This is a genomic window from Flavobacterium xizangense (genome assembly GCF_054075145.1).
Window position 1 is genome coordinate 422,489 of sequence record NZ_JBSIPG010000001.1, and the last position, 18,841, is coordinate 441,329.

An 18,841-nucleotide genomic window follows, 5' to 3' on the forward strand; every position below is an offset into this window, starting at 1 on the left:
ATTCAAGATTTAATATTTATAATTGATTATCTGGTATACACCGTAATCTTTCCACTTGCATCTCTAAGCTTAAGCTCTGAAAGCGTAAGATTAACAATATCTTGTGTTGTACTTGCACCACCTGTAATAGAAATGGTTAAATTATTGTGTGATCTTGAATAGATTCCTGTTTGAGTTGTTAACGCACAAGCGCTCACAGTTGAATCATAATCTCCAATTGTTGCTGTATTATCCAGTTTTAGCTGAAGATAATCTCTGTCGCATCCGCTTTGATTTTGCGGTGCGTCGATTAATGTTTCTGTACCTCCTACTACGGTTCCTGTTTTACTAAGATTCCATTTTCCTTCTAGCGGAATTAATGTTTCTCCTTCATTATCGTCATTGCTGCACGACACAGCTGATAATCCGATACATAATAATAACCCGAATAATATACGTCTAGTTTTCATGTTTGATTTCTTTAAAAATTAATACTGCTAAATTAATTTCAAAGCATTGCAGGTTTGTTACATAACTTGCTCAAACGTTTATATAATTATTAGGAATTCGTAAGTAAATTCATAAAATTGATTAAAAACGTAAATATTTAAAAATCAATTCAGTGAAAATTATATTAAAAGATAACTTACTAAAATAATTCTGATATATTTGTTTTAACAATAATTTACAACGTCAAAACTTATGAAAAAAATTACTTTATTGCTCTTATTAATCATTTCTGGAACTTTTACAAGCTGTAATCAACAGACTACTACGAGTTATAACAATCAAATTGTCGATGCTCATAAAAAACTTTTTGAAGCAAATGACGCTTTCCTGAACAGCAGTTTAAACTATATTGGTAAACCAGAATCAAAAAAGGATTTCCTGAAACTAATTGCTTCAACAAGAAACAAATTAGTTGCTGCACAAAAACCCGTTGATCTTTTAATGCCGTTAAATTCAGATAGAGGTCTTAGAAAAAAGATGCTGGATATGTTTGACATTAGCATAGCCTCAATGGATGGTTTTGAAGCCAACATCGATATTTTAACAACTAAAGATAATGAAGTCAAAGCAGCTACTATGATGCAAGGCGCTTTTAGTGGATTATTAGAACTTGATAAAGAAATTAAAGAAATTCAGGTTGAATATGCAGATTCTAACAATGCTCAATTAAGGTAAAATCTTAATTGGGCATTTGTCCTTTTTTATTTCGACTGTTATGGAGAAGCGAAAAAAAAGTAGCCGGTTTATTTACATCTGATTCATAATTTATAACACAGATTGAAAAGCGTTGACGCGAACATCAACTCGACTCAGTCTTAAAAAACAAAAACTTTCAAATCATTTCTTCTTTGCAATATTGAACCTTTCAAAAACTTACTCGATATTGAATAATCGCAAGATATAAGAGAGTTCATAAACGATAAATAGGACCACCAAAACAGTATGGAAAACTTTGTTATGAATTTTAATCGCTATCAGACAAAGCAAAATATGACCAATAATCCGAACGTAATATTCCGTTTGATTATACAAAAAATAATCACCTCCTTTAATCGCCGTGTCAATCATATCAGCAATAAAACTGAGCGCCAAGATGGCAAAAAACCAGTTTTTTCTCGAATAAAAATAATCTTCATATCCCGTATAATCAACCAAATCATCTGGATATAAAATCGCACAAAGCAAATAATAGATTAAAATATAGCAGATTATAAAAAAATAATCGGCAAAATACCATTCGTGAATTAATTTGAGATTAAACTCCCACCACCAAAAATGAATAAGAAGCAAAAAAACATAAAACACCCAGAGCGAGTGCACAAAATATTTTTTTTTTCGTCCCGGATGCTGAATAAAAATAACCGAACCTTTGATTAAATGTGTTAGACCCAAACCCAAAATAATCCCAATAACCGATTTGATATGTGTAAGTTCTTCCATAAAATTCTCCAGATTTTAGAACAAACTAAAATTAAATCAATTAATTGAAATACAATAATTTACAAAATACTTTTGATTAAAAAAACCTTTGAACCTTTGTAGCTCTGCACCTTTGCCCTTAAAACATTAAGCTCTCTTAATCTCATGCCCAACAAATTCCTCCAAAACCGAGAAAATTTCATCAACCGGAAGTACTTCAAAATCGGGATGATTTTTTAGGAAATTCGCATTCATTTCTGTTAGATTTTCATCCAATTCAAAAAAAACATTATTATTCAATAAATCCCTGGTCGGATTTACGCCTTCAAATTTTCCCTTTAAAAATTTAGCGATTTTAACCGTACTCAATAATTTCACTCTTTTGGCTTGCGCCTGAAACAATTCTAAATGCTTTTCGGCACCAATTAAAGCCAGACCTTCTTCAACAAGTTCATTCAATTCCTTATTCCAACCCGAATTATAAACAAACTGCGAAAAATTTCCCGCTGCATATTGTTGCGCATAAAAATCCAGATAATAACTCATTAAAGCATCTTCGTGAATCAAATCATCATCTACTTTTTCCTCGCGCATTAAATTGATTACCGAAATATTTGAATTGATAATATCCTGCGCATTACCACTATTCATTGCCGTTTCTGAAACTATTATTCTACCGAATTCTTCCATTGTATATTATTTTGTAACGTTTAAACCAAAATCGAAAATCTGCAATCTAATTTACTTGCTCTCCGATTCGCCGTTTTTCTTCTGTTCATTTATTTTTGCAACTAACGCCTTCAACCGAAGTTTCTGCGCTTCTTTCTCCTCGCGAAGTTTTGCTTTTTTCCTATTCAGCAATTTAGTATGCAAAGCCTTATTTTTCATATTTTTTTCAGGTCCTTTTGCCATGATTTCTCTTCTTTAGTTATGAAATCCTTTTATTCAGGAATTGTTTTGCAAATTTCGGATAAATAGTAATAGCTTCGAAAATATTTTTTGGGGCGTTTCCCGCCGCGGCGGGCCGGGCTATCCGTTACAAGTCCTCGCACTTCCTTCGTCAGGCTGTGGGCTTTCCACTTCTATCCCTAACGCAATCTCGGTTTCATAAGAAAAAATCTTTTTTCAGAATAACATTTAAACATGACGCAACCATTTTAAAAAATACTCATCTATTTAACAAACAGATATTTAATAAAAAAACAACTAAATTCAACCAAAAACCATGAAACAGATAATTATCCTTTTAAGTATTATATTCATCGCTTCGAGTTGTAGTAGTGAAGATGCCACAAGTTCGCAAGTCTCATATTCAGAAATCACCAAAGAGTCTTATAGCAGTGACAAAAAAATTCCGAAATCCAATCTAGTAATCAAAGATCTTCCGGCTTGGAATTCTTTACTAAGTAAAATAAGTCCTGCCGAAGTCTCTAATTTTAAGGAAACAAATATCGATTTTAGCAAATATCAGATCATCGCTGTTTTTGATGAAGTGCGTAAGAGTGGCGGTTATTCAATCGACATCACCAAGATATCACAATCAAACAGCCAGATTATAGTTAAAGTGGAACAATTAAACAAAGGCAATCTAACCTCAGTAATTACACAGCCATTTCATATCATTAAAATAGCAAAATCAAACAAAAAGGTGGTTTTTAAATAATTGCGTTTTTTCTGTTATTTATAATACATTTACAGATAATACTATCTGAAAAACAATGGAGTTATTTCACAATAATTGCAAAATTAAAATCACTGAAGATAAAATTGAATGCAACTATTTATACCTTGGATATAAAGAAATAACGTGGGAAGTATTTTTAGCAGAAAATTTAATCTATCAATTCAACTCAAAAGAAACAATTCTTATTCCAGAAGAAATCAAAGAATTTCAATTTGAAATAGAAGAAAGATCACGTGCTGTCATTCAAGAAGCAGTAATTTATTATTTAAAAAAGCATGAATCTGAACCCGTAGAATTTTTCAGATTTTGTGCGTTTGAGAAAGAATCAAAATTGAGCAGTCAGACAAAATCATATGAATTTGCAAATGAAATATTAAAAGTTATTTCTACTAAATATAATATTCCATTCTTATTCAAACAGTATGTGGAAACAAAAAACAAAAGAAGGGCGCTATCAAATTTTCTTTCAATACTATTTATAACCATTATAATCGTTACATTATATAATTACTTCAACTAAATCGTAAAAATGACACCAACCTTCTTCTCCACTCAAGAAAAATTCAGAGCTTGGTTAGAAAAGCATCATAAAACAGAAACTGAACTTTTAGTAGGTTTCTATAAAGTGAAAAGCAAAAAACCGTGTATGACCTGGTCAGAATCTGTTGATCAGGCGCTTTGTTTTGGCTGGATTGACGGTATTCGAAAAACTATTGACGACGAAAGTTACACCATCCGTTTTACGCCAAGAAAAAAATCAAGTATCTGGAGTGCAATCAACATCAAGAAAGTCGAACAACTAACAAAAGCCGGACTCATGAAAGAAGCCGGAATTAAAGCTTTCGAATTAAAATCTGACGAAAGATCCAAAATTTACTCCCATGAAAATGAAGCGTACGTTCTAGATCCTGAACTCGAAAAACAATTTAAAGCAAATAAAATAGCTTGGGAATATTTCAACAATCAGGCACCATCCTACAGAAAAGTAATAATTCACGTGATTATGAGCGCCAAACAAGAAAAAACCAGAATTTCGAGATTGGAAAAAGCAATAAAGTTTAGTGCCGAAGGAAAACGAATGTTGTAATGCCTATTGCTTTAGTATAGTATAAACAGTAACTTTATTCCGTCTAAAAAAAAAGAAAAAGGAATGGAAGGAAGAAAAGCATTAGAATATTACGTTTTAGATGTATTTTCAAACGAAAGCTATAAAGGAAATCCGCTTTCTGTAGTTTTTACAGAGGGTAATTTAAAATTAGAAACTTATAAAGATATTTCTAAAGAATTTCGCTATTCCGAAACCTCTTTTGTCTATTATTCTACAAGAGATAAAGCACTGATAGTTCGTTCATTTACCCCAACTGGAATCGAAATCGATGGCGCGGGACATAATTTACTTGGCGCAGTCTGTGGAGCTCTGCTAAAAGGAATACCTATTTTTGATGAACAAAACGAAAGTGAGCCTTTTGTAATTATGAAACATTCTGCAATTCCGTTGACTGTAAGTTTTGACACCAATACATTTTATCCTGTTGTTCAAATGCATCAAAAATCGGCAGTCATCAAGCAGGAAATTCCAACCTATAGAATTGCCGTAGCACTCGGCTTAAAAATTGAAGATTTAGATGTAAATGCTTTTGTTCCGACGATAGTTAAAACAGAAGTCGCACACCTAATGGTTCCTATAAAAAACAGTTATTTGCTCAACAGCTTTGTTCCGGACAATCAGCTTTTGATTGAAATATCAAAAGAATATAATTTTGAAGGTTTTTATTGTTTTACCATTGCTGATGAAGGCCAAGAACATATAGTAGAAACAAGATTTTTCAATCCAATAATCGGAATTAATGAAGATCCAGCAACGGGAACGGCGGCAGGTCCTTTAATTGGTTTTTTAACTCAAAAGAAATTCACCAAATCTGAAAAAGAATATAAAATTCTTCAAGGTGTAAAATTAAAACAAGCCTCAATGATTGAAGTTATGAATCGTGAAGAAGATATTTTAGTGGGCGGTTCTTCGATTATAACCATGAAAGGGGAGCTTTATATATAAAAAAGCTGCATTTTCTAGATGCAGCTTTTTTTATATCCAATATTTTAATTTTTAATCTCTTGTTTAATTGGTTTTAATGGTTCTTGTTGAGGCGGAATTCTCTTTTTTAAGAATAAAATTTGTCCCAAATGGCTTGACTGATGTTCCATAACATGAAACCAACAATATTGATTGCTTATATCATATTTCATTTGAACTTCGGCAAACCATGCATCATCTCTTTTCTTTAATTCCGAAATGGTTTTTGCTCTTACTTCGTTATAAATATCAAGATAATATTGAATATCATGCCCTTTAAATTCATCTCGCGCACCTTGATCGAGATTCAAAGCGGTCTCCCATTTTTTCTTTTCTTCTTCGTTAAATTCTCTATTTTCAAAAGTAAAAACCTGATAGTATTTTTCGGCTGCAGCCAAATGCATTACAAGTGCTCCAATTCGGTTGGCTTTTTCATCATGCAAATAATCAATTTCGTACTGATCCATATTTTTAACCGTTTGTTCAACACGATCTTTAAGGTCGTCGAGCATTGAAATCATATCAGCAATTTTTGGTGAAGCGCCTGGAACATTTCCTATTTTTCCTCTTTCTTTTATTATGATACCTTTTCCTTCAAGTAGTAACGAACGTTTACCATCTACGCTTGATTTATCTGAAGAAATGGTGTATTCCTTAACCTTAGCATTTTTTTGTTTGGGTGTACCTAAACTCCATTTTGGAATATCTGTATTGGTTGCGGGCGTTTCAAAACTTGAATTTAAAATGGTTACCGGTTCAAAAACACCTTTTGCATTTTCGATAAATAATTGAAATTTATCAAAATAAAACTTTCCTTTAAGCGATGCAATCCCTCCAAAAACTAATGTCTGACTGTTCTCATCAATTGTTCCTTCAACGGTATACGATTGCCATTCTTTGGATTTTATTGGTCTATCGTTCATGTTATCAAAAAAACCATCTTCATCATTTTTATTGTAAACTCTTACATAAAGTCCTGACCAGGCTTTTGGTTCGTCTGATTCTACTTTTGCCGAAGCGGTAACCCTAAATTTTTTCTTTACCGGAGTTTGAATATCTATAGTTTGGCGAAAAACCATCCAATCGTTAGAAATTATTCTTTGTGTTTGCGCTTTTGCCGAAATTAAACTTAAAAACAGGAACAGTATTATAAATCTTTTCATTGTTTATGTTTTAACATTTTTTTGTAAATATATACTGTTTTTTAAGATTAGAAAACATTTATTTATTCGAAAATTCTTTCAAATAAAAGGAATAAAAAAAGCTGCAATAAATGCAGCTTTTACTATCACAGAAATAGAATTTCTTAATTTGTTTTCATCGGAGGTAAATCAAACGCAACAGAATCGTGTTCAAAATTATTTCTGTGCCCACCATCGCAAAATGGTTTATTGTTTGATAATCCGCAACGGCAAAGTCCAAGTGCAGATCTTCCTTGTAAACCGTAAAGCGCTCCTTCCGGATCCATGATTTCAAAATCACCTTCAATTTTAATTGATCCGTTTTTATTGATGATTAGTTTTGTCTTGCTCATAAACTTGTTTTTTTGTTTTTTTTCGAATGCAAAGATTGCGAAATAAATCTTGAAGATTTTGCTTGTAAGGCTAGTTTAAACTGGTTCTATTTTATGGGTTTACCGACAGAGATTCATGAAGTTTTTATTCTTTTGTCAGACTGAGCGAAGTCGAAGTCCCGCAAAGATTGATAAATTTATATGAATCGTTCCTACGGAACTCTTATTTTGACAATCGTTCATTTTCAACGGATTAAAATCCGTTGCTACAAAACAAATTGTTCCTACGGAACTTTTATGTAAAGAGCCATTGGCTCGAATTATATTGTAGCAACGGATTTTAATCCGTTGAAAAAATGCGGATAGAAACAAAAGTTCCGTAGGAACGATCCATATTAAAAGTCCTTTTCGTCCTGAATCTCCATGAAACTTAAAAATCTCAATTCTATTGCTTATTTTTGCACTCAATAAAATTGAGTTATGAAACAGAATCCAAAAAGATATACAATCACAGCAGCATTACCTTACACAAATGGACCAATCCACATTGGGCATTTAGCAGGGGTTTACGTGCCTGCAGATATCTATTCGAGATACTTGCGTTTGCAAGGAAAAGACGTTGCATTTATTTGCGGAAGCGATGAACACGGCGTTGCAATTTCGATGAAAGCCAAAAAAGAAGGAATTACACCACAGGAAGTTATTGATAAATATGACGGAATTATCCGCAAATCGTTTTCTGATTTCGGAATTTCTTTCAACAATTATTCTAGAACTTCGGCAAAAATTCATCATGATACGGCTTCAGAATTCTTTAGAACTTTGTATGATAAAGGCGATTTTATTGAAGAAGTTACAGAACAATTGTACGATGCAAAAGCAAATCAGTTTTTAGCTGACCGTTTTGTAGTTGGAACTTGTCCAAAATGTGATAATCCGGAAGCTTACGGCGATCAGTGTGAAAAATGCGGATCGACTTTGAACGCGACTGATTTGATTAATCCAAAATCAACAATTACTGGTGAAACGCCAGTTTTAAAAGAAACAAAACACTGGTTTTTACCTTTAGACCGTTATTCTGATTTCTTAACAAAATGGATTTTAGAAGGTCACAAAAACGACTGGAAACCTAATGTTTACGGACAAGTAAAATCCTGGATCGACGGCGGATTAGAGCCTCGTGCGGTAACACGTGACCTTGATTGGGGAATTGATGTTCCTGTTGAAGGTGCCGAAGGAAAAAAATTATACGTATGGTTTGATGCGCCTATCGGATATATTTCTTCTACGAAAGAATGGGCAGCGCGCGAAGGAAAAGACTGGGAACCATATTGGAAAGATGAAGAAACGAAATTGGTTCACTTTATCGGGAAAGATAATATTGTTTTTCACTGTATCATTTTCCCAGCTATGCTAAAAGCGGAAGGAAGTTATATTTTGCCAGACAACGTTCCTGCAAATGAGTTCCTGAATTTAGAAGGAAATAAACTTTCAACTTCTAAAAACTGGGCGGTTTGGTTACATGAATATTTAGAAGAATTTCCAGATAAGCAGGATGTTTTGCGTTATGCATTAACATCAAACGCGCCAGAAACAAAAGATAACGATTTTACGTGGAAAGATTTCCAAGCCAGAAACAACAATGAATTAGTTGCGATCTTCGGAAACTTCATTAACCGTGTTGTGGTTTTAACCAACAAATATTACGATGGTATTATCCCGACGCCAAATGAATTTACTGAAGTTGATGAAAATACTTTAGCTGAATTAAAAGCGTATCCAGCCGTAATTTCAAGTTCGGTTGAGCGTTACAGATTCCGTGAAGCTTTAGGCGAATTGATGAATGTTGCCCGTTTAGGAAACAAATATCTTGCCGACGAGGAGCCTTGGAAAGTAATGAAAGACAATCCGGAACGTGTTAAAACACAAATGTATGTAGCGTTGCAAATTGCTGCTGCGTTAAGCGTTTTAGCAGAACCATTTTTGCCTTTTACAGCTGCTAAACTTTCTAAAATCTTAAATTTAAATGATCTTAAAGAACATTTTGCTGGATTCAGTAAATTCTTGAAAGAGAAAGATCGCGATGCAAAAGACATTGTTATTGACAAAACATTAGGTTGGAATGACATTTCTGAAAATTCAGATTTAATTCCGGCCGGACATAAAATTGGCGAAGCAGAATTGCTTTTCGCAAAAATCGAAGACGAAGAAATACAAAAACAAATAGACAAATTGGAAGCAACAAAAACCGCAAATCTTGCTGAAAGCAAACAACCAGAACCACAAAAAGATTTAATTCAGTTTGAGGATTTTGCAAAAATGGATATTCGTATCGGAACTATTCTTGAGGCAGAAAAAATGCCAAAAGCAAACAAACTTTTAGTTCTTAAAGTAGATACTGGAATTGATGTTCGCACAATTGTTTCTGGAATTGCAGAGAGTTTTTCTCCGGAAGAAATCATTGGAAAACGTGTTTCTGTATTAGCAAACCTTGCTCCAAGAGCTTTACGCGGTGTTGAAAGTCAGGGAATGATCCTGATGACAACAAATGCCGAAGGAAAATTAGTATTTGTAAATCCAGATGCTGATGCGCCGAATGGATCTACTGTAAACTAAAGATTTTAATATTTTATGAATGGCGTGAATTAGTTGATTAACTAATTCACGCTTTTTACTTTATAAACATTTCATAAGTCTTCAAAAAATCAGATATTCGTCAAAAATAAATTAATCCAATTACGTCAAATGACAAAAAAGCTACTATTTGTTCTATTATTTTTAAGCAACTATATTTCTTTTTCTCAAGAAATTGTAAAAGAGTTTGATTTGGCACTGGAAAAGAAAAGAGATTTTTTTCAAGTAGTTAATGAAAACAAAAAAGAAGTTATTCTGTTTTTGAATGATAAAGAGAAAGTTACTGCTATACGATTCGACGAAAAATTCGGAATAAAAGATTCTTTGTCTTCTACAAGACCTGAAAAAATGTATGACGAAATTATTGGATATAGCCAGAATGAAAACGATTATTTTGTTTTTTGGGGATCAGAAGACAGAAAAAAAATCAATTCTCAATATTTTAATTTTATAACTAAAGAAATCAAAACGACTCCTATAAGTTTAGAATTAAAAAAAGAAAAGGTAATTAAAGGACTTACAATAAATAATGTTTTTTATCTTGTTACAATTGTTAAAAACACAAGCATTTTAAAATTTTATATTTCCGATAATAATGGCAACTTAAGTGAAAAGACAGTAGACTTGTCTCATTTAGAATTCAAAAATATTTATGGTAATCCTGCAAATTTATATACAGTTTTAACGGATGAATCTGCAGAACCCTCTTTTCAGAATATAGCAAATGATAGTCCACCATCACTGACATTGAGCACTAAAAGGTATAAAATTTATACTTATAGTCCCAATGAGATTATTTTTACAATGGATAATACCGCAAACGCAACCCTAGTTTTACGAATTAATTCTCAAGATTTCACATCAGAACTTAAGTCTATTGCGCAACCAAAAACTCAGAGGGGAGAATATGGCTCATTAATATTTAAATCGAATTCATTTTTGATCGACAATAAAATTCTTCAGATAAAAACCAATGCTTTTGTTTTGTTTATTACGATAAGTGATTTGAATGGTAACAAGATTAAAGAATACAAGGTTTTACATGATCAGGAAATAGACTTTAAAAACTCTGATTTTTTTCAGGAAAGTGATGGTATTCTTAATCAAAAAAATATTGAAAACACAGAGAAGTTTCTTCGCAAAATTCATAACTTTCCAAGTATATCCTGTTATAACTTAAATGGAATCTATTATACCGCAATAGGAAGTTCTGTAGATAAATCTCATGCTAGTGGTGGTGGCGGAATGGGAATTACGGGTATTGGAGTTGGCGCTGGCGGTATGGTACCAATTTATTATGGAAGTTATACAGTTGAAAATTTGGTTTCTTATACAGATAAAATTGTACTTTACACCAACTGTCTATTTGATTCTAATTTTAATCATGTTAAGGGTGAAGTAAAAAATTCAGCTTTTGATAAAGCTAGAATTTTCCTTGAAAAAGACAAAGATATTCATGAAAGTGTTTCATTCTTTACAAAAAGCTTATATAAAGATTTAATACTTTTTAAGTTCAACAAGAGTTTATACTTGGGAAATTATAATAAAACAAATAAAAAATATCAGATTTTTAGTTTTACTGAATAATATCATTATTCAATTAAAGTTTTAAATTAAAAATCTAAGCTTTTCTTTCAGTAATTTACTTTAGAAAGCTAAAAAACAAAACTAAAATGAAACTCACCAAACCAAGATTAGCCTTAATCTGCGGTATACTCTGCATTTCGATTTTCCCTATATTAGTAAAACTACGTTTAGCACCAGGCTTAATTTCGGCTTTTTACCGAATGTTCTTTGCCTTAATTTTGCTTTTGCCGTATACCTTTTTGAGTAAAAATTTCAAACTTCCGAGTCTAAAATTTACACTTTTGGCAATGCTTTGCGGTGTATTATTTTCTTCGGATGTCGCAGTTTGGAATATTGCAATTCAGGAATCAAGCGCAACACAAGCTTCGCTATTGACCAATTTATCTCCAGTTTGGGTTGGTGTCGGTTCTTTCTTTTTTCTGAAAGCAAAACCGGCAACAAATTTCTGGATCGGAACATTGGTCGCTTTATTCGGAATGGTGACTTTGGTTGGCTTTGAGTTTTTTATAGATTTAAACTTCGATAAAGCATTCCTGTTTGCCGTTTTATCCGGAATCCTATATTCAATTTATCTTTTGGTCAGTAAAAATGTGCTTTCAGAAGTTGATGTTTTGTCGTTTATGACCATCAGTTTATTATCATCAAGCCTTTATTTAGGAATTCTTTGTTATTCGTTAAACGAACCTTTTACTGGATTTTCAAATACAGGCTGGTTTGTATTGGTTTTGCAAGCAGTAATTTGTCAGTTATGTGCATGGCTTTCGATAAGTTATGCAACGCAGCACATGCGAGCAACAAGAGTTTCGTTGAGCTTAATAAGTCAGGCAGTAATTACATCGATTTTGGCTTGGTTGTTTTTGGAAGAAAAAATAACTTTACAAATGGTTTTCGGTGGAATCATTTTGCTTTTCGGAATCCGAATTACTTTTTACGATAAAACAATTTCTTTGAAAGGGCTTTTTTCAAAAAATTGATATAAAAAGATTTCACGCTCCCGATAGCTGTCGGGATCACAGATTTGAGTAGATTTAAAAAATCATTTTAATCTTAATAATCTGTCGCAAAAAAACCTGAAACAAAGAAAACCTGAAACTTGAAACAAAAACATTATGTTACATAAAACTAAAATTCCAAACTTAAAAGTAATCGCATTTGATGCTGATGATACTTTATTTGTAAACGAGCCTTATTTTCAGGAAACCGAACATAAATTTTGTGCTTTGATGGAAGATTATCTTTCGCATCAGGGCATTTCTCAAGAATTATTCAAAATTGAAATTGCCAATCTGCCTTTATACGGTTACGGAATCAAAGGTTATATTCTTTCGATGATTGAAGCAGCGATGAACATTTCAAATAACACAATTCCGATTGAAGTAATTGAAAAAATTATTCAATACGGAAAAGAATTGCTCGAAAAGCCAATCGAACTTCTCGACGGAATCGAAGAAACTCTTGAAGCTTTAAAAGGCAAATACAAATTGGTCGTTGCTACAAAAGGTGATTTAAAAGACCAGCACAGCAAATTACACCGCTCAGGTTTAGGACATTATTTTCACCATATTGAAGTAATGTCAGACAAACAAGAAATCGATTATCAAAAACTACTTGGCCGTTTGGATATTCAGGCACATGAATTTTTGATGATCGGTAATTCATTAAAATCGGATGTTCTTCCTGTTTTAGGAATTGGCGGTTACGCCGTTCATATTCCGTTTCACACCACTTGGGAACACGAAAAAATTAATCACACTATAGAACACGAGCATTTTAGTTCATTTGAAACTATTGCAGAGGTGGTTCCGAATTTATTATAATGAAAACACTTTTAGATTTAGAAAACTGGAACAGAAAAGAGCATTTTGCCCATTTCAGCAGAATGGAAGAACCTTTTTTTGGTGCAACTGTTGAAATTGATTGTACAAAAGCGTATCAAAGTGCAAAAGAACTGAATGTTTCCTTTTTTATTTATTACCTACATAAAACATTGGTCGCTGTAAATTCGATTGAAAATTTCAAATATAGAATTTCAGGCGATAAAATATACATCAACGATCGTATTGATGCTTCAGCAACAATTGGTCGTGAAGACGGAACATTCGGATTTTCTTTAATTGAATACAATCCCGATTTTAAAATCTTCGAAAAAAGTGCTTTAGCTGAAATTGAAAGAATTCAAAACACAAGTGGACTTTTTACAAGAGAATTTAATGACGATAATCTTATCCATTTTTCGGCGATTCCGTGGTTAAACTTTACATCGCTTACACACGCGCGAAGTTTTACTTTTCCTGACAGTTGTCCTAAAGTTTCTTTCGGAAAAATGATGGTTTCAGAAACGGGCAAAAGAACAGTTTCAATGGCCGTATATGTTCATCATGGATTAATGGATGGATTGCATTTGGGTCAATTTGTAGATTTCTTTCAGGAATTGATGAATAAATAATACTGTTTTTTCGATTAACCTTATAATATTATAATTTTGGCTTTTTCTGGACGATAATTCCTACAATACATTGTTTTTTTGGGCAAATTTAAAATCTCAAATAACAATGAAAAAAATTGTAATTACTCTGGCATTTGCCTTAAGCATTATGCGTGTAAGTGCACAAACAGAAACGAAAGCGACAGATAATTTTAATAAATGGTCTGTAGAACTTGATGGTGGTTTTAACAAAGCACAGCGTCCATTTACTTCAAGTAATTATTACAGCTCACGAATCAGTCCTTTTACTGCTGATTTAGGAGTAAGATATATGCTTAACAATAAGTTTGGTTTAAAAGCTGATTTTGGATACAATAGCTTAACAGAGCAAAAAAACAGCTCACTTCCTTTTGATTCAAAATATTACAGAGTTGACTTGCAGGCAGTAGCAAACTTAGGTCGTATTATGAATTTTGAAACATGGACTAATACGTTTGGTTTATTAGCACACGCCGGTTTTGGAGTTGCTCAGTTAGAAAACAAGGACTACCATGTTAGAGACAGAATTGGAAACGCAATTGCCGGCTTGACAGGACAAGTAAGATTAACTGATAGAGTTGCTTTAACAGCAGATATGAGTACAATCTTAAATGCTTATCAAGATCACACTTTTGATGGAGTTGCTGCAACAGGAAACAGAGGCTTCTCAGGTTTGCTTTTTAACGGAACTATTGGTTTACAAGTTTACTTAGGCAAAAACACAAAACATGCCGACTGGGTTGTAATGTCTGATAACGCTGATATTGCCGCTTTGGAAAATAAAGTAGCTGGTCTTGAAGAGCAAATTAAAAAAACTCCAGAAAAACAAATTATTGTTGAAAAACCCGTAAACAATACAGTTGTTTCAGACAAAGATGTGGTTAAAGAAATAATCAACGATAAATACTATAGTGTTTATTTTGACTTTAACAAAGCAACTCCAATTGAAGCTTCAACATCTGCAATTGATGTTATTTTATCTTATTTAAGAAAAAATCCATCTGCATCGATTGATATTGTTGGTCATGCAGATCAGGTAGGAAGTTCTGAATACAACAACAAGTTAGCAAATATGAGAGCGACAAATGTTAAAACCATTTTAGAAAAAGCGGGTATTTCATCTTCAAGATTAAATGTTATCTCTGAAGGAGCTGACACTTCAATCCAAAAAGATTCTGAAGAAGCTAGAAGATTAGCTAGAAGAGTTACTTTTAGAGTAAAATAATCTCCTTTTATTTTTAAGAATTAAGCCTCAAAGAAATTTCTTTGAGGCTTTTTTTATCATTAAAAAACAAAGAATTATCTATAAGTGCTTTGAATATTCCTTTGCAAAAAATCATTTTATTTCATTAATTTTGAAAATATATCCACCAAATCCTAATGAAAAAATTACTGCTCCTAGGTCTTTTGCTTTCGCAATCAATATTGTTGAGCCAAACTATATTAAATTCTGCTGTTTTAAATTTGAATAAGCCTTATGAAAATGGCCAGCTTATAAATGCAGAAAACACCAAGACACACGAAGTATATGTTTTTGCTTCTGACAATAAGACTATCAATATTTTAAAATATAGTAAATCACTATTTCTTTCCAGTCAATTCAGGGATACTTTGCGTAGTGAACAAAAACGAATCCTGATGGGTTACAGTTTTGGAGAAGATAAAAATCCAACGCTATATTGGGGTTCTGAAAATCATAAAAATATCCGAATTGTAAAATACAATCTGGAAACCAAAAAATCTAGTACTTTAAGTTTTGATTTTCCGGCAAATACGGGAAACATCATAACTTCTTTTCAAAAAAACGATGCCTTTTATGTTCTTTCTAAAGAAAAAGATCAGGAACATTTGCTTTTATTTGAATTCCGAAATGAAAAATGCGAAATAAAAATGTTCAATTTTACTCCTTTTTCTTTTAAAAATGAAAAAGGACAAGGTGTTTCATTCAGTGCGCTTGTTCAATACCATTATCCTATTGAAAAAATCGAATCTGATGATTTTTCTTCTTTGGACAAAAGCGAAGAAAAAAGCAAAATGTACGTGCAGGATGATCGCATTATCCTGACTTTTGATTACAATTCAAAACATACACAGGTTTTTAACCTTGATTTGCAAACAAATGAGGTAACAGAAAAAATCTTTGACACGCCAGAAACTCAGTTATCATCTAAAAGCACAAACTCTTTTTATCTGGAGAATAAATTATATCAAATTAGTGCAAATGCAGAACAGCTTTTATTCAGTATAAAAGATTTTGATTCGGGCAAAAGCATCAAAAATATTTCGGTTTCAAAAAATGATTCGATCACTTTTAAAAACTCACCAATGTTTTTGCAGATTAACGGAGAAAAACCTCAGAAATTAAAAACAACAGCCAAATTTCTAAAACAGTTATCGACTGTAAATGCAGCACTTTCAGCTTTTAAAAACAAGCAAAATATTTTTGTCACTTTTGGCGGATTTGCTTCCTATCAATCTCTGAGCGTAAATTATGGACCAAATGGTTTTCTTGACGGTTTTAATAACGTACAAAATGCAAGCAAAATGGTCTTTTTTGATGCTGCATTAAATCCTGATTTTGAATTTGTAAGCAATACTAATTTAGATCCTTTAGCGATTGACAATCTGAACTATTTCATGAATACTAGCAAAAACATTTCTTTGGTTAGTATTCTAAAATTAACCGATTTCTATATTTTGGGTTATTATGATACTGTCGAAAAAAGCTACATTATGCGCAAGTTTACAGATGGTTTTATAGATCTAAATCCGGGAAATCCTATTATGAACAAAGCCATGTTTTCAAAATCTATTCCTTTAAACAGAAATTAATATTGAGAATCAATCCAAATGCTCATTGTTTTAGCCGTTTCTAAAAAGTGGAATGAATTATTTTCGTTAATTTTACAAAAAAGACATCATTATGCTATCAAAAAATATTGAAACAGCTTTAAACAAGCAAATTCGCATAGAAGCAGAATCTTCGCAAACTTACCTTTCTATGGCTTGTTGGGCTGAAGTACACGGATTAGAGGGAATCGCTCAATTTATGTATACACAGTCAGATGAAGAGCGTGCACACATGCTTAAATTAGTAAAGTATGTAAACGAACGCGGAGGACACGCACACATAACCGATTTAAAAGCACCAAAAACAAGCTATTCTACTTTTAAAGAAATGTTTGAGGAGCTTTATAGTCATGAACTTTTTGTTTCGAAATCTATTAATGAATTAGTGCACATTACTTTTGAAGAAAAAGATTATGCAACACATAATTTCTTACAATGGTATGTATCTGAACAAATTGAAGAAGAAGCTACAGCTAAATCTATCTTGGATAAAATCAACTTGATTGGTGATGATAAAGGCGGACTTTATTTGTTTGACCGTGATATTCAGCAATTAACAGTTACAAGCTCGATTGCTATCAATCCAAAATAAAAAAGTTAAAGTTTATTTAGAATGCTTAAAAATAACTTTTTTGCTATATATTTGCCACTGTTTTTATAATACAGAGGAAAATTGGGCAAGAAAGAAAAAGACAAGGACAAGAAAAAGGATAAAAAGAAAAAGAAGAATAAAGTTATCCTTGAGAACATTAAGAAGTTGGAAAACTGTAAATCTTCTTGTTGTGAGAAATATAAAAAAAGCGAAAAGAAGCGTTGTTCGCGCTGTCCGATGTTTGATTTATTCAAAAAAACTGCTTAACGATATAAAACAAACCCATCAGATTTCTCTGGTGGGTTTTTTAGTTTTAAATTGCAGTCCGCTTCTGATTTTTAAATTTAATTATGGAAAACAATATTACTATCCCAAAATCTAGTCTTGATTTTTTGGTTCAGCTCAAAGAAAACAATAACAAACCTTGGTTTGAAGCCAATAAACCACAATATTTAATCGAATTAAATCATATTGAAAATTTTGCTGGCGCTTTACTAAAAGAACTTTCCAAAACGGATGTTTTAGAAAATACTTCAGGCAAAAAAAGTGTTTACAGAATTTATCGTGATATACGTTTTTCTAAAGATAAAACTCCTTTTAAACATTTTTGGGGAGGAAGTTATACGCGTGCAACTGCTGCCAGACGCGGCGGATATTATTTCCATTTGGAAAAAGGAAATAGTTTTTTTGCCGGAGGTTTTTGGGGACCAAATGCCGCAGATTTAAAACGAATCAGAACAGAATTTGCATTAGATCCTGAAACTTTTCAGAAAATATTGAACGCAAAATCTTTCGTCAGCAACTTCGGAACTTTACAGGGCGAACAACTCAAAACAAAACCAAAAGGCTTTGATGTCGATCATGCGGCAATTGATTTACTGCGTTTCAAACAATTTCTGGTTATAAAACGTTTTACTGACGAAGAAGTATTGAGTCCGCAATTTTTGGAAATGGCTTTAGACGCTTTCAAAAATATGAGACCGTTTTTTGATTATATGAGTGAAGTACTTACAACTGATATAAACGGCGCTTCTGTTTTATAAATATTCTGCATAAAATTAAACCCGACAAGTTTTTGAAACTTGTCGGGTTTGGCTATTTTTAATTAATGATTATTTGCTTAGCAATAAAATATCATTTACAACAACTTCTGTAACATATCTTTTCTCCCCGTTTTTATCATCATAAGTTCTGTGCGTTAATTTACCTTCAACAGCGATTTCTTTTCCTTTTACTACATATTTTTCAATAATTTCAGCAACTTTTCCCCAAGCGGTTACGCGATGCCATTCTGTTTGCTGCACTTTTTCACCTTTGTCATTTTTGTAATAATCATTTGTCGCGATGGTCAAATGTGCAACCTTTTTGCCGGTTTCTAAAGTTCTGATTTCCGGTTCACCACCTACGTTCCCAATCAATTGTACTCTGTTTTTCATTTCATTCATGGCTTATACTTTTTAATGTTTTTATAAATGTGAATCTGTTTTTCAAATTCAACGATGCAAAGATGTATTCGCTATCAAAAATTAGTCGGTAGG

General features: G+C 32.4%; 21 protein-coding genes. 14 read left to right on the forward strand and 7 right to left on the reverse strand.

Annotated elements, in window-relative coordinates; translation table 11 throughout:
- Positions 1 to 26 precede the first annotated feature (26 nt).
- On the reverse strand, positions 27 to 449 hold the full coding sequence (locus ACWA1B_RS01730) for a lipocalin-like domain-containing protein (RefSeq protein ID WP_456904158.1): 423 nt from the start codon (positions 447 to 449) through the stop codon (positions 27 to 29).
- 232 nt (positions 450 to 681) lie between these two features.
- Here ACWA1B_RS01730 and ACWA1B_RS01735 point away from each other — a divergent pair, with 232 nt between their 5' ends.
- Positions 682 to 1,164, forward strand: coding sequence for a hypothetical protein (locus ACWA1B_RS01735; RefSeq protein ID WP_456904160.1), 483 nt, complete (start codon positions 682 to 684; stop codon positions 1,162 to 1,164).
- 198 nt (positions 1,165 to 1,362) lie between these two features.
- Here the strand turns inward: ACWA1B_RS01735 and ACWA1B_RS01740 are convergent, their stop codons facing one another.
- The 3 genes from ACWA1B_RS01740 to ACWA1B_RS01750 form a co-directional block, all read right to left on the reverse strand.
- Positions 1,363 to 1,929 (reverse strand): hypothetical protein, encoded by a 567-nt coding sequence (locus ACWA1B_RS01740; RefSeq protein WP_456904161.1) that lies wholly within the window; start codon positions 1,927 to 1,929, stop codon positions 1,363 to 1,365.
- 126 nt (positions 1,930 to 2,055) lie between these two features.
- A complete protein-coding gene (locus ACWA1B_RS01745; RefSeq protein ID WP_456904163.1) occupies positions 2,056 to 2,598 on the reverse strand; it encodes a DMP19 family protein in 543 nt (180 codons plus the stop codon).
- Positions 2,599 to 2,649: 51 nt separating this feature from the next.
- A complete protein-coding gene (locus ACWA1B_RS01750) occupies positions 2,650 to 2,820 on the reverse strand; it encodes a hypothetical protein (protein WP_456904165.1) in 171 nt (56 codons plus the stop codon).
- A gap of 313 nt (positions 2,821 to 3,133) precedes the next feature.
- On the opposite strand from ACWA1B_RS01750, the gene ACWA1B_RS01755 reads away from it, so the two are divergent.
- The 4 genes from ACWA1B_RS01755 to ACWA1B_RS01770 all read left to right on the forward strand — a co-directional run bounded on the left by ACWA1B_RS01755 (position 3,134) and on the right by ACWA1B_RS01770 (position 5,645).
- A complete protein-coding gene (locus ACWA1B_RS01755; RefSeq protein WP_456904166.1) occupies positions 3,134 to 3,571 on the forward strand; it encodes a protease complex subunit PrcB family protein in 438 nt (145 codons plus the stop codon).
- A gap of 55 nt (positions 3,572 to 3,626) precedes the next feature.
- A complete protein-coding gene (locus ACWA1B_RS01760) occupies positions 3,627 to 4,112 on the forward strand; it encodes a hypothetical protein (RefSeq protein ID WP_456904168.1) in 486 nt (161 codons plus the stop codon).
- 9 nt (positions 4,113 to 4,121) lie between these two features.
- Entirely contained in the window at positions 4,122 to 4,679 is a 558-nt protein-coding gene (locus tag ACWA1B_RS01765; RefSeq protein ID WP_456904170.1) for a YdeI/OmpD-associated family protein, read from the forward strand.
- A gap of 63 nt (positions 4,680 to 4,742) precedes the next feature.
- On the forward strand, positions 4,743 to 5,645 hold the full coding sequence (locus tag ACWA1B_RS01770) for a PhzF family phenazine biosynthesis protein (protein ID WP_456904171.1): 903 nt from the start codon (positions 4,743 to 4,745) through the stop codon (positions 5,643 to 5,645).
- Positions 5,646 to 5,689: 44 nt separating this feature from the next.
- Here the strand turns inward: ACWA1B_RS01770 and ACWA1B_RS01775 are convergent, their stop codons facing one another.
- Together ACWA1B_RS01775 and ACWA1B_RS01780 are read right to left on the reverse strand one after the other, a co-directional pair.
- Entirely contained in the window at positions 5,690 to 6,826 is a 1,137-nt protein-coding gene (locus ACWA1B_RS01775; protein ID WP_456904173.1) for a DinB family protein, read from the reverse strand.
- A 143-nt stretch (positions 6,827 to 6,969) separates the two neighbouring features.
- Entirely contained in the window at positions 6,970 to 7,197 is a 228-nt protein-coding gene (locus tag ACWA1B_RS01780; protein ID WP_109191044.1) for a CDGSH iron-sulfur domain-containing protein, read from the reverse strand.
- A gap of 459 nt (positions 7,198 to 7,656) precedes the next feature.
- On the opposite strand from ACWA1B_RS01780, the gene metG reads away from it, so the two are divergent.
- The 9 genes from metG (at position 7,657) to ACWA1B_RS01825 (ending at position 18,346) form a co-directional block, all read left to right on the forward strand.
- On the forward strand, positions 7,657 to 9,792 hold the full coding sequence (gene metG / locus ACWA1B_RS01785) for a methionine--tRNA ligase (RefSeq protein ID WP_456904175.1): 2,136 nt from the start codon (positions 7,657 to 7,659) through the stop codon (positions 9,790 to 9,792).
- Between the two features lie 129 nt (positions 9,793 to 9,921).
- Positions 9,922 to 11,397 carry a hypothetical protein gene (locus ACWA1B_RS01790; protein WP_456904177.1) on the forward strand — a complete coding sequence of 492 codons (1,476 nt, stop codon included), beginning with the start codon at positions 9,922 to 9,924 and terminating at the stop codon, positions 11,395 to 11,397.
- 86 nt (positions 11,398 to 11,483) lie between these two features.
- Complete coding sequence (locus ACWA1B_RS01795; protein WP_456904179.1) at positions 11,484 to 12,371, forward strand: DMT family transporter; 888 nt, start codon at positions 11,484 to 11,486, stop codon at positions 12,369 to 12,371.
- Positions 12,372 to 12,506: 135 nt separating this feature from the next.
- On the forward strand, positions 12,507 to 13,214 hold the full coding sequence (locus ACWA1B_RS01800; protein WP_035653506.1) for an HAD family hydrolase: 708 nt from the start codon (positions 12,507 to 12,509) through the stop codon (positions 13,212 to 13,214).
- The gene (locus ACWA1B_RS01805) at positions 13,214 to 13,843 is read left to right on the forward strand and encodes a CatA-like O-acetyltransferase (protein ID WP_456904181.1); all 630 of its coding nucleotides are present in this window, start codon (positions 13,214 to 13,216) and stop codon (positions 13,841 to 13,843) included. Before ACWA1B_RS01800 ends, ACWA1B_RS01805 begins: the two co-directional genes overlap by 1 nt.
- A gap of 106 nt (positions 13,844 to 13,949) precedes the next feature.
- A complete protein-coding gene (locus ACWA1B_RS01810; RefSeq protein ID WP_456904183.1) occupies positions 13,950 to 15,086 on the forward strand; it encodes an OmpA family protein in 1,137 nt (378 codons plus the stop codon).
- A 155-nt stretch (positions 15,087 to 15,241) separates the two neighbouring features.
- Entirely contained in the window at positions 15,242 to 16,693 is a 1,452-nt protein-coding gene (locus ACWA1B_RS01815; protein WP_456904184.1) for a hypothetical protein, read from the forward strand.
- A 91-nt stretch (positions 16,694 to 16,784) separates the two neighbouring features.
- The gene (locus tag ACWA1B_RS01820) at positions 16,785 to 17,303 is read left to right on the forward strand and encodes a ferritin (RefSeq protein WP_035652756.1); all 519 of its coding nucleotides are present in this window, start codon (positions 16,785 to 16,787) and stop codon (positions 17,301 to 17,303) included.
- Between the two features lie 350 nt (positions 17,304 to 17,653).
- The gene (locus ACWA1B_RS01825) at positions 17,654 to 18,346 is read left to right on the forward strand and encodes a DUF2461 domain-containing protein (protein WP_456904186.1); all 693 of its coding nucleotides are present in this window, start codon (positions 17,654 to 17,656) and stop codon (positions 18,344 to 18,346) included.
- Between the two features lie 69 nt (positions 18,347 to 18,415).
- On the opposite strand, the gene ACWA1B_RS01830 is transcribed toward ACWA1B_RS01825, so the two are convergent.
- Entirely contained in the window at positions 18,416 to 18,739 is a 324-nt protein-coding gene (locus ACWA1B_RS01830) for a single-stranded DNA-binding protein (protein ID WP_456904850.1), read from the reverse strand.
- Positions 18,740 to 18,841 lie beyond the last annotated feature (102 nt).

Excerpts from the sequence above, each read along its gene's own strand:
- ACWA1B_RS01795 (WP_456904179.1), top strand. The coding sequence starts at position 11,484 with ATGAAACTCACCAAACCAAGATTAGCCTTAATCTGCGGTATACTCTGC.
- ACWA1B_RS01830 (WP_456904850.1), bottom strand. The coding sequence starts at position 18,739 with ATGAAAAACAGAGTACAATTGATTGGGAACGTAGGTGGTGAACCGGAA.
- ACWA1B_RS01825 (WP_456904186.1), top strand. The coding sequence starts at position 17,654 with ATGGAAAACAATATTACTATCCCAAAATCTAGTCTTGATTTTTTGGTT.
- ACWA1B_RS01790 (WP_456904177.1), top strand. The coding sequence starts at position 9,922 with ATGACAAAAAAGCTACTATTTGTTCTATTATTTTTAAGCAACTATATT.
- ACWA1B_RS01760 (WP_456904168.1), top strand. The coding sequence starts at position 3,627 with ATGGAGTTATTTCACAATAATTGCAAAATTAAAATCACTGAAGATAAA.
- ACWA1B_RS01735 (WP_456904160.1), top strand. The coding sequence starts at position 682 with ATGAAAAAAATTACTTTATTGCTCTTATTAATCATTTCTGGAACTTTT.
- ACWA1B_RS01770 (WP_456904171.1), top strand. The coding sequence starts at position 4,743 with ATGGAAGGAAGAAAAGCATTAGAATATTACGTTTTAGATGTATTTTCA.
- ACWA1B_RS01740 (WP_456904161.1), bottom strand. The coding sequence starts at position 1,929 with ATGGAAGAACTTACACATATCAAATCGGTTATTGGGATTATTTTGGGT.
- ACWA1B_RS01780 (WP_109191044.1), bottom strand. The coding sequence starts at position 7,197 with ATGAGCAAGACAAAACTAATCATCAATAAAAACGGATCAATTAAAATT.
- ACWA1B_RS01745 (WP_456904163.1), bottom strand. The coding sequence starts at position 2,598 with ATGGAAGAATTCGGTAGAATAATAGTTTCAGAAACGGCAATGAATAGT.
- ACWA1B_RS01815 (WP_456904184.1), top strand. The coding sequence starts at position 15,242 with ATGAAAAAATTACTGCTCCTAGGTCTTTTGCTTTCGCAATCAATATTG.
- ACWA1B_RS01775 (WP_456904173.1), bottom strand. The coding sequence starts at position 6,826 with ATGAAAAGATTTATAATACTGTTCCTGTTTTTAAGTTTAATTTCGGCA.
- ACWA1B_RS01810 (WP_456904183.1), top strand. The coding sequence starts at position 13,950 with ATGAAAAAAATTGTAATTACTCTGGCATTTGCCTTAAGCATTATGCGT.
- ACWA1B_RS01730 (WP_456904158.1), bottom strand. The coding sequence starts at position 449 with ATGAAAACTAGACGTATATTATTCGGGTTATTATTATGTATCGGATTA.
- ACWA1B_RS01805 (WP_456904181.1), top strand. The coding sequence starts at position 13,214 with ATGAAAACACTTTTAGATTTAGAAAACTGGAACAGAAAAGAGCATTTT.
- ACWA1B_RS01800 (WP_035653506.1), top strand. The coding sequence starts at position 12,507 with ATGTTACATAAAACTAAAATTCCAAACTTAAAAGTAATCGCATTTGAT.
- ACWA1B_RS01755 (WP_456904166.1), top strand. The coding sequence starts at position 3,134 with ATGAAACAGATAATTATCCTTTTAAGTATTATATTCATCGCTTCGAGT.
- ACWA1B_RS01765 (WP_456904170.1), top strand. The coding sequence starts at position 4,122 with ATGACACCAACCTTCTTCTCCACTCAAGAAAAATTCAGAGCTTGGTTA.
- ACWA1B_RS01750 (WP_456904165.1), bottom strand. The coding sequence starts at position 2,820 with ATGGCAAAAGGACCTGAAAAAAATATGAAAAATAAGGCTTTGCATACT.
- metG (WP_456904175.1), top strand. The coding sequence starts at position 7,657 with ATGAAACAGAATCCAAAAAGATATACAATCACAGCAGCATTACCTTAC.
- ACWA1B_RS01820 (WP_035652756.1), top strand. The coding sequence starts at position 16,785 with ATGCTATCAAAAAATATTGAAACAGCTTTAAACAAGCAAATTCGCATA.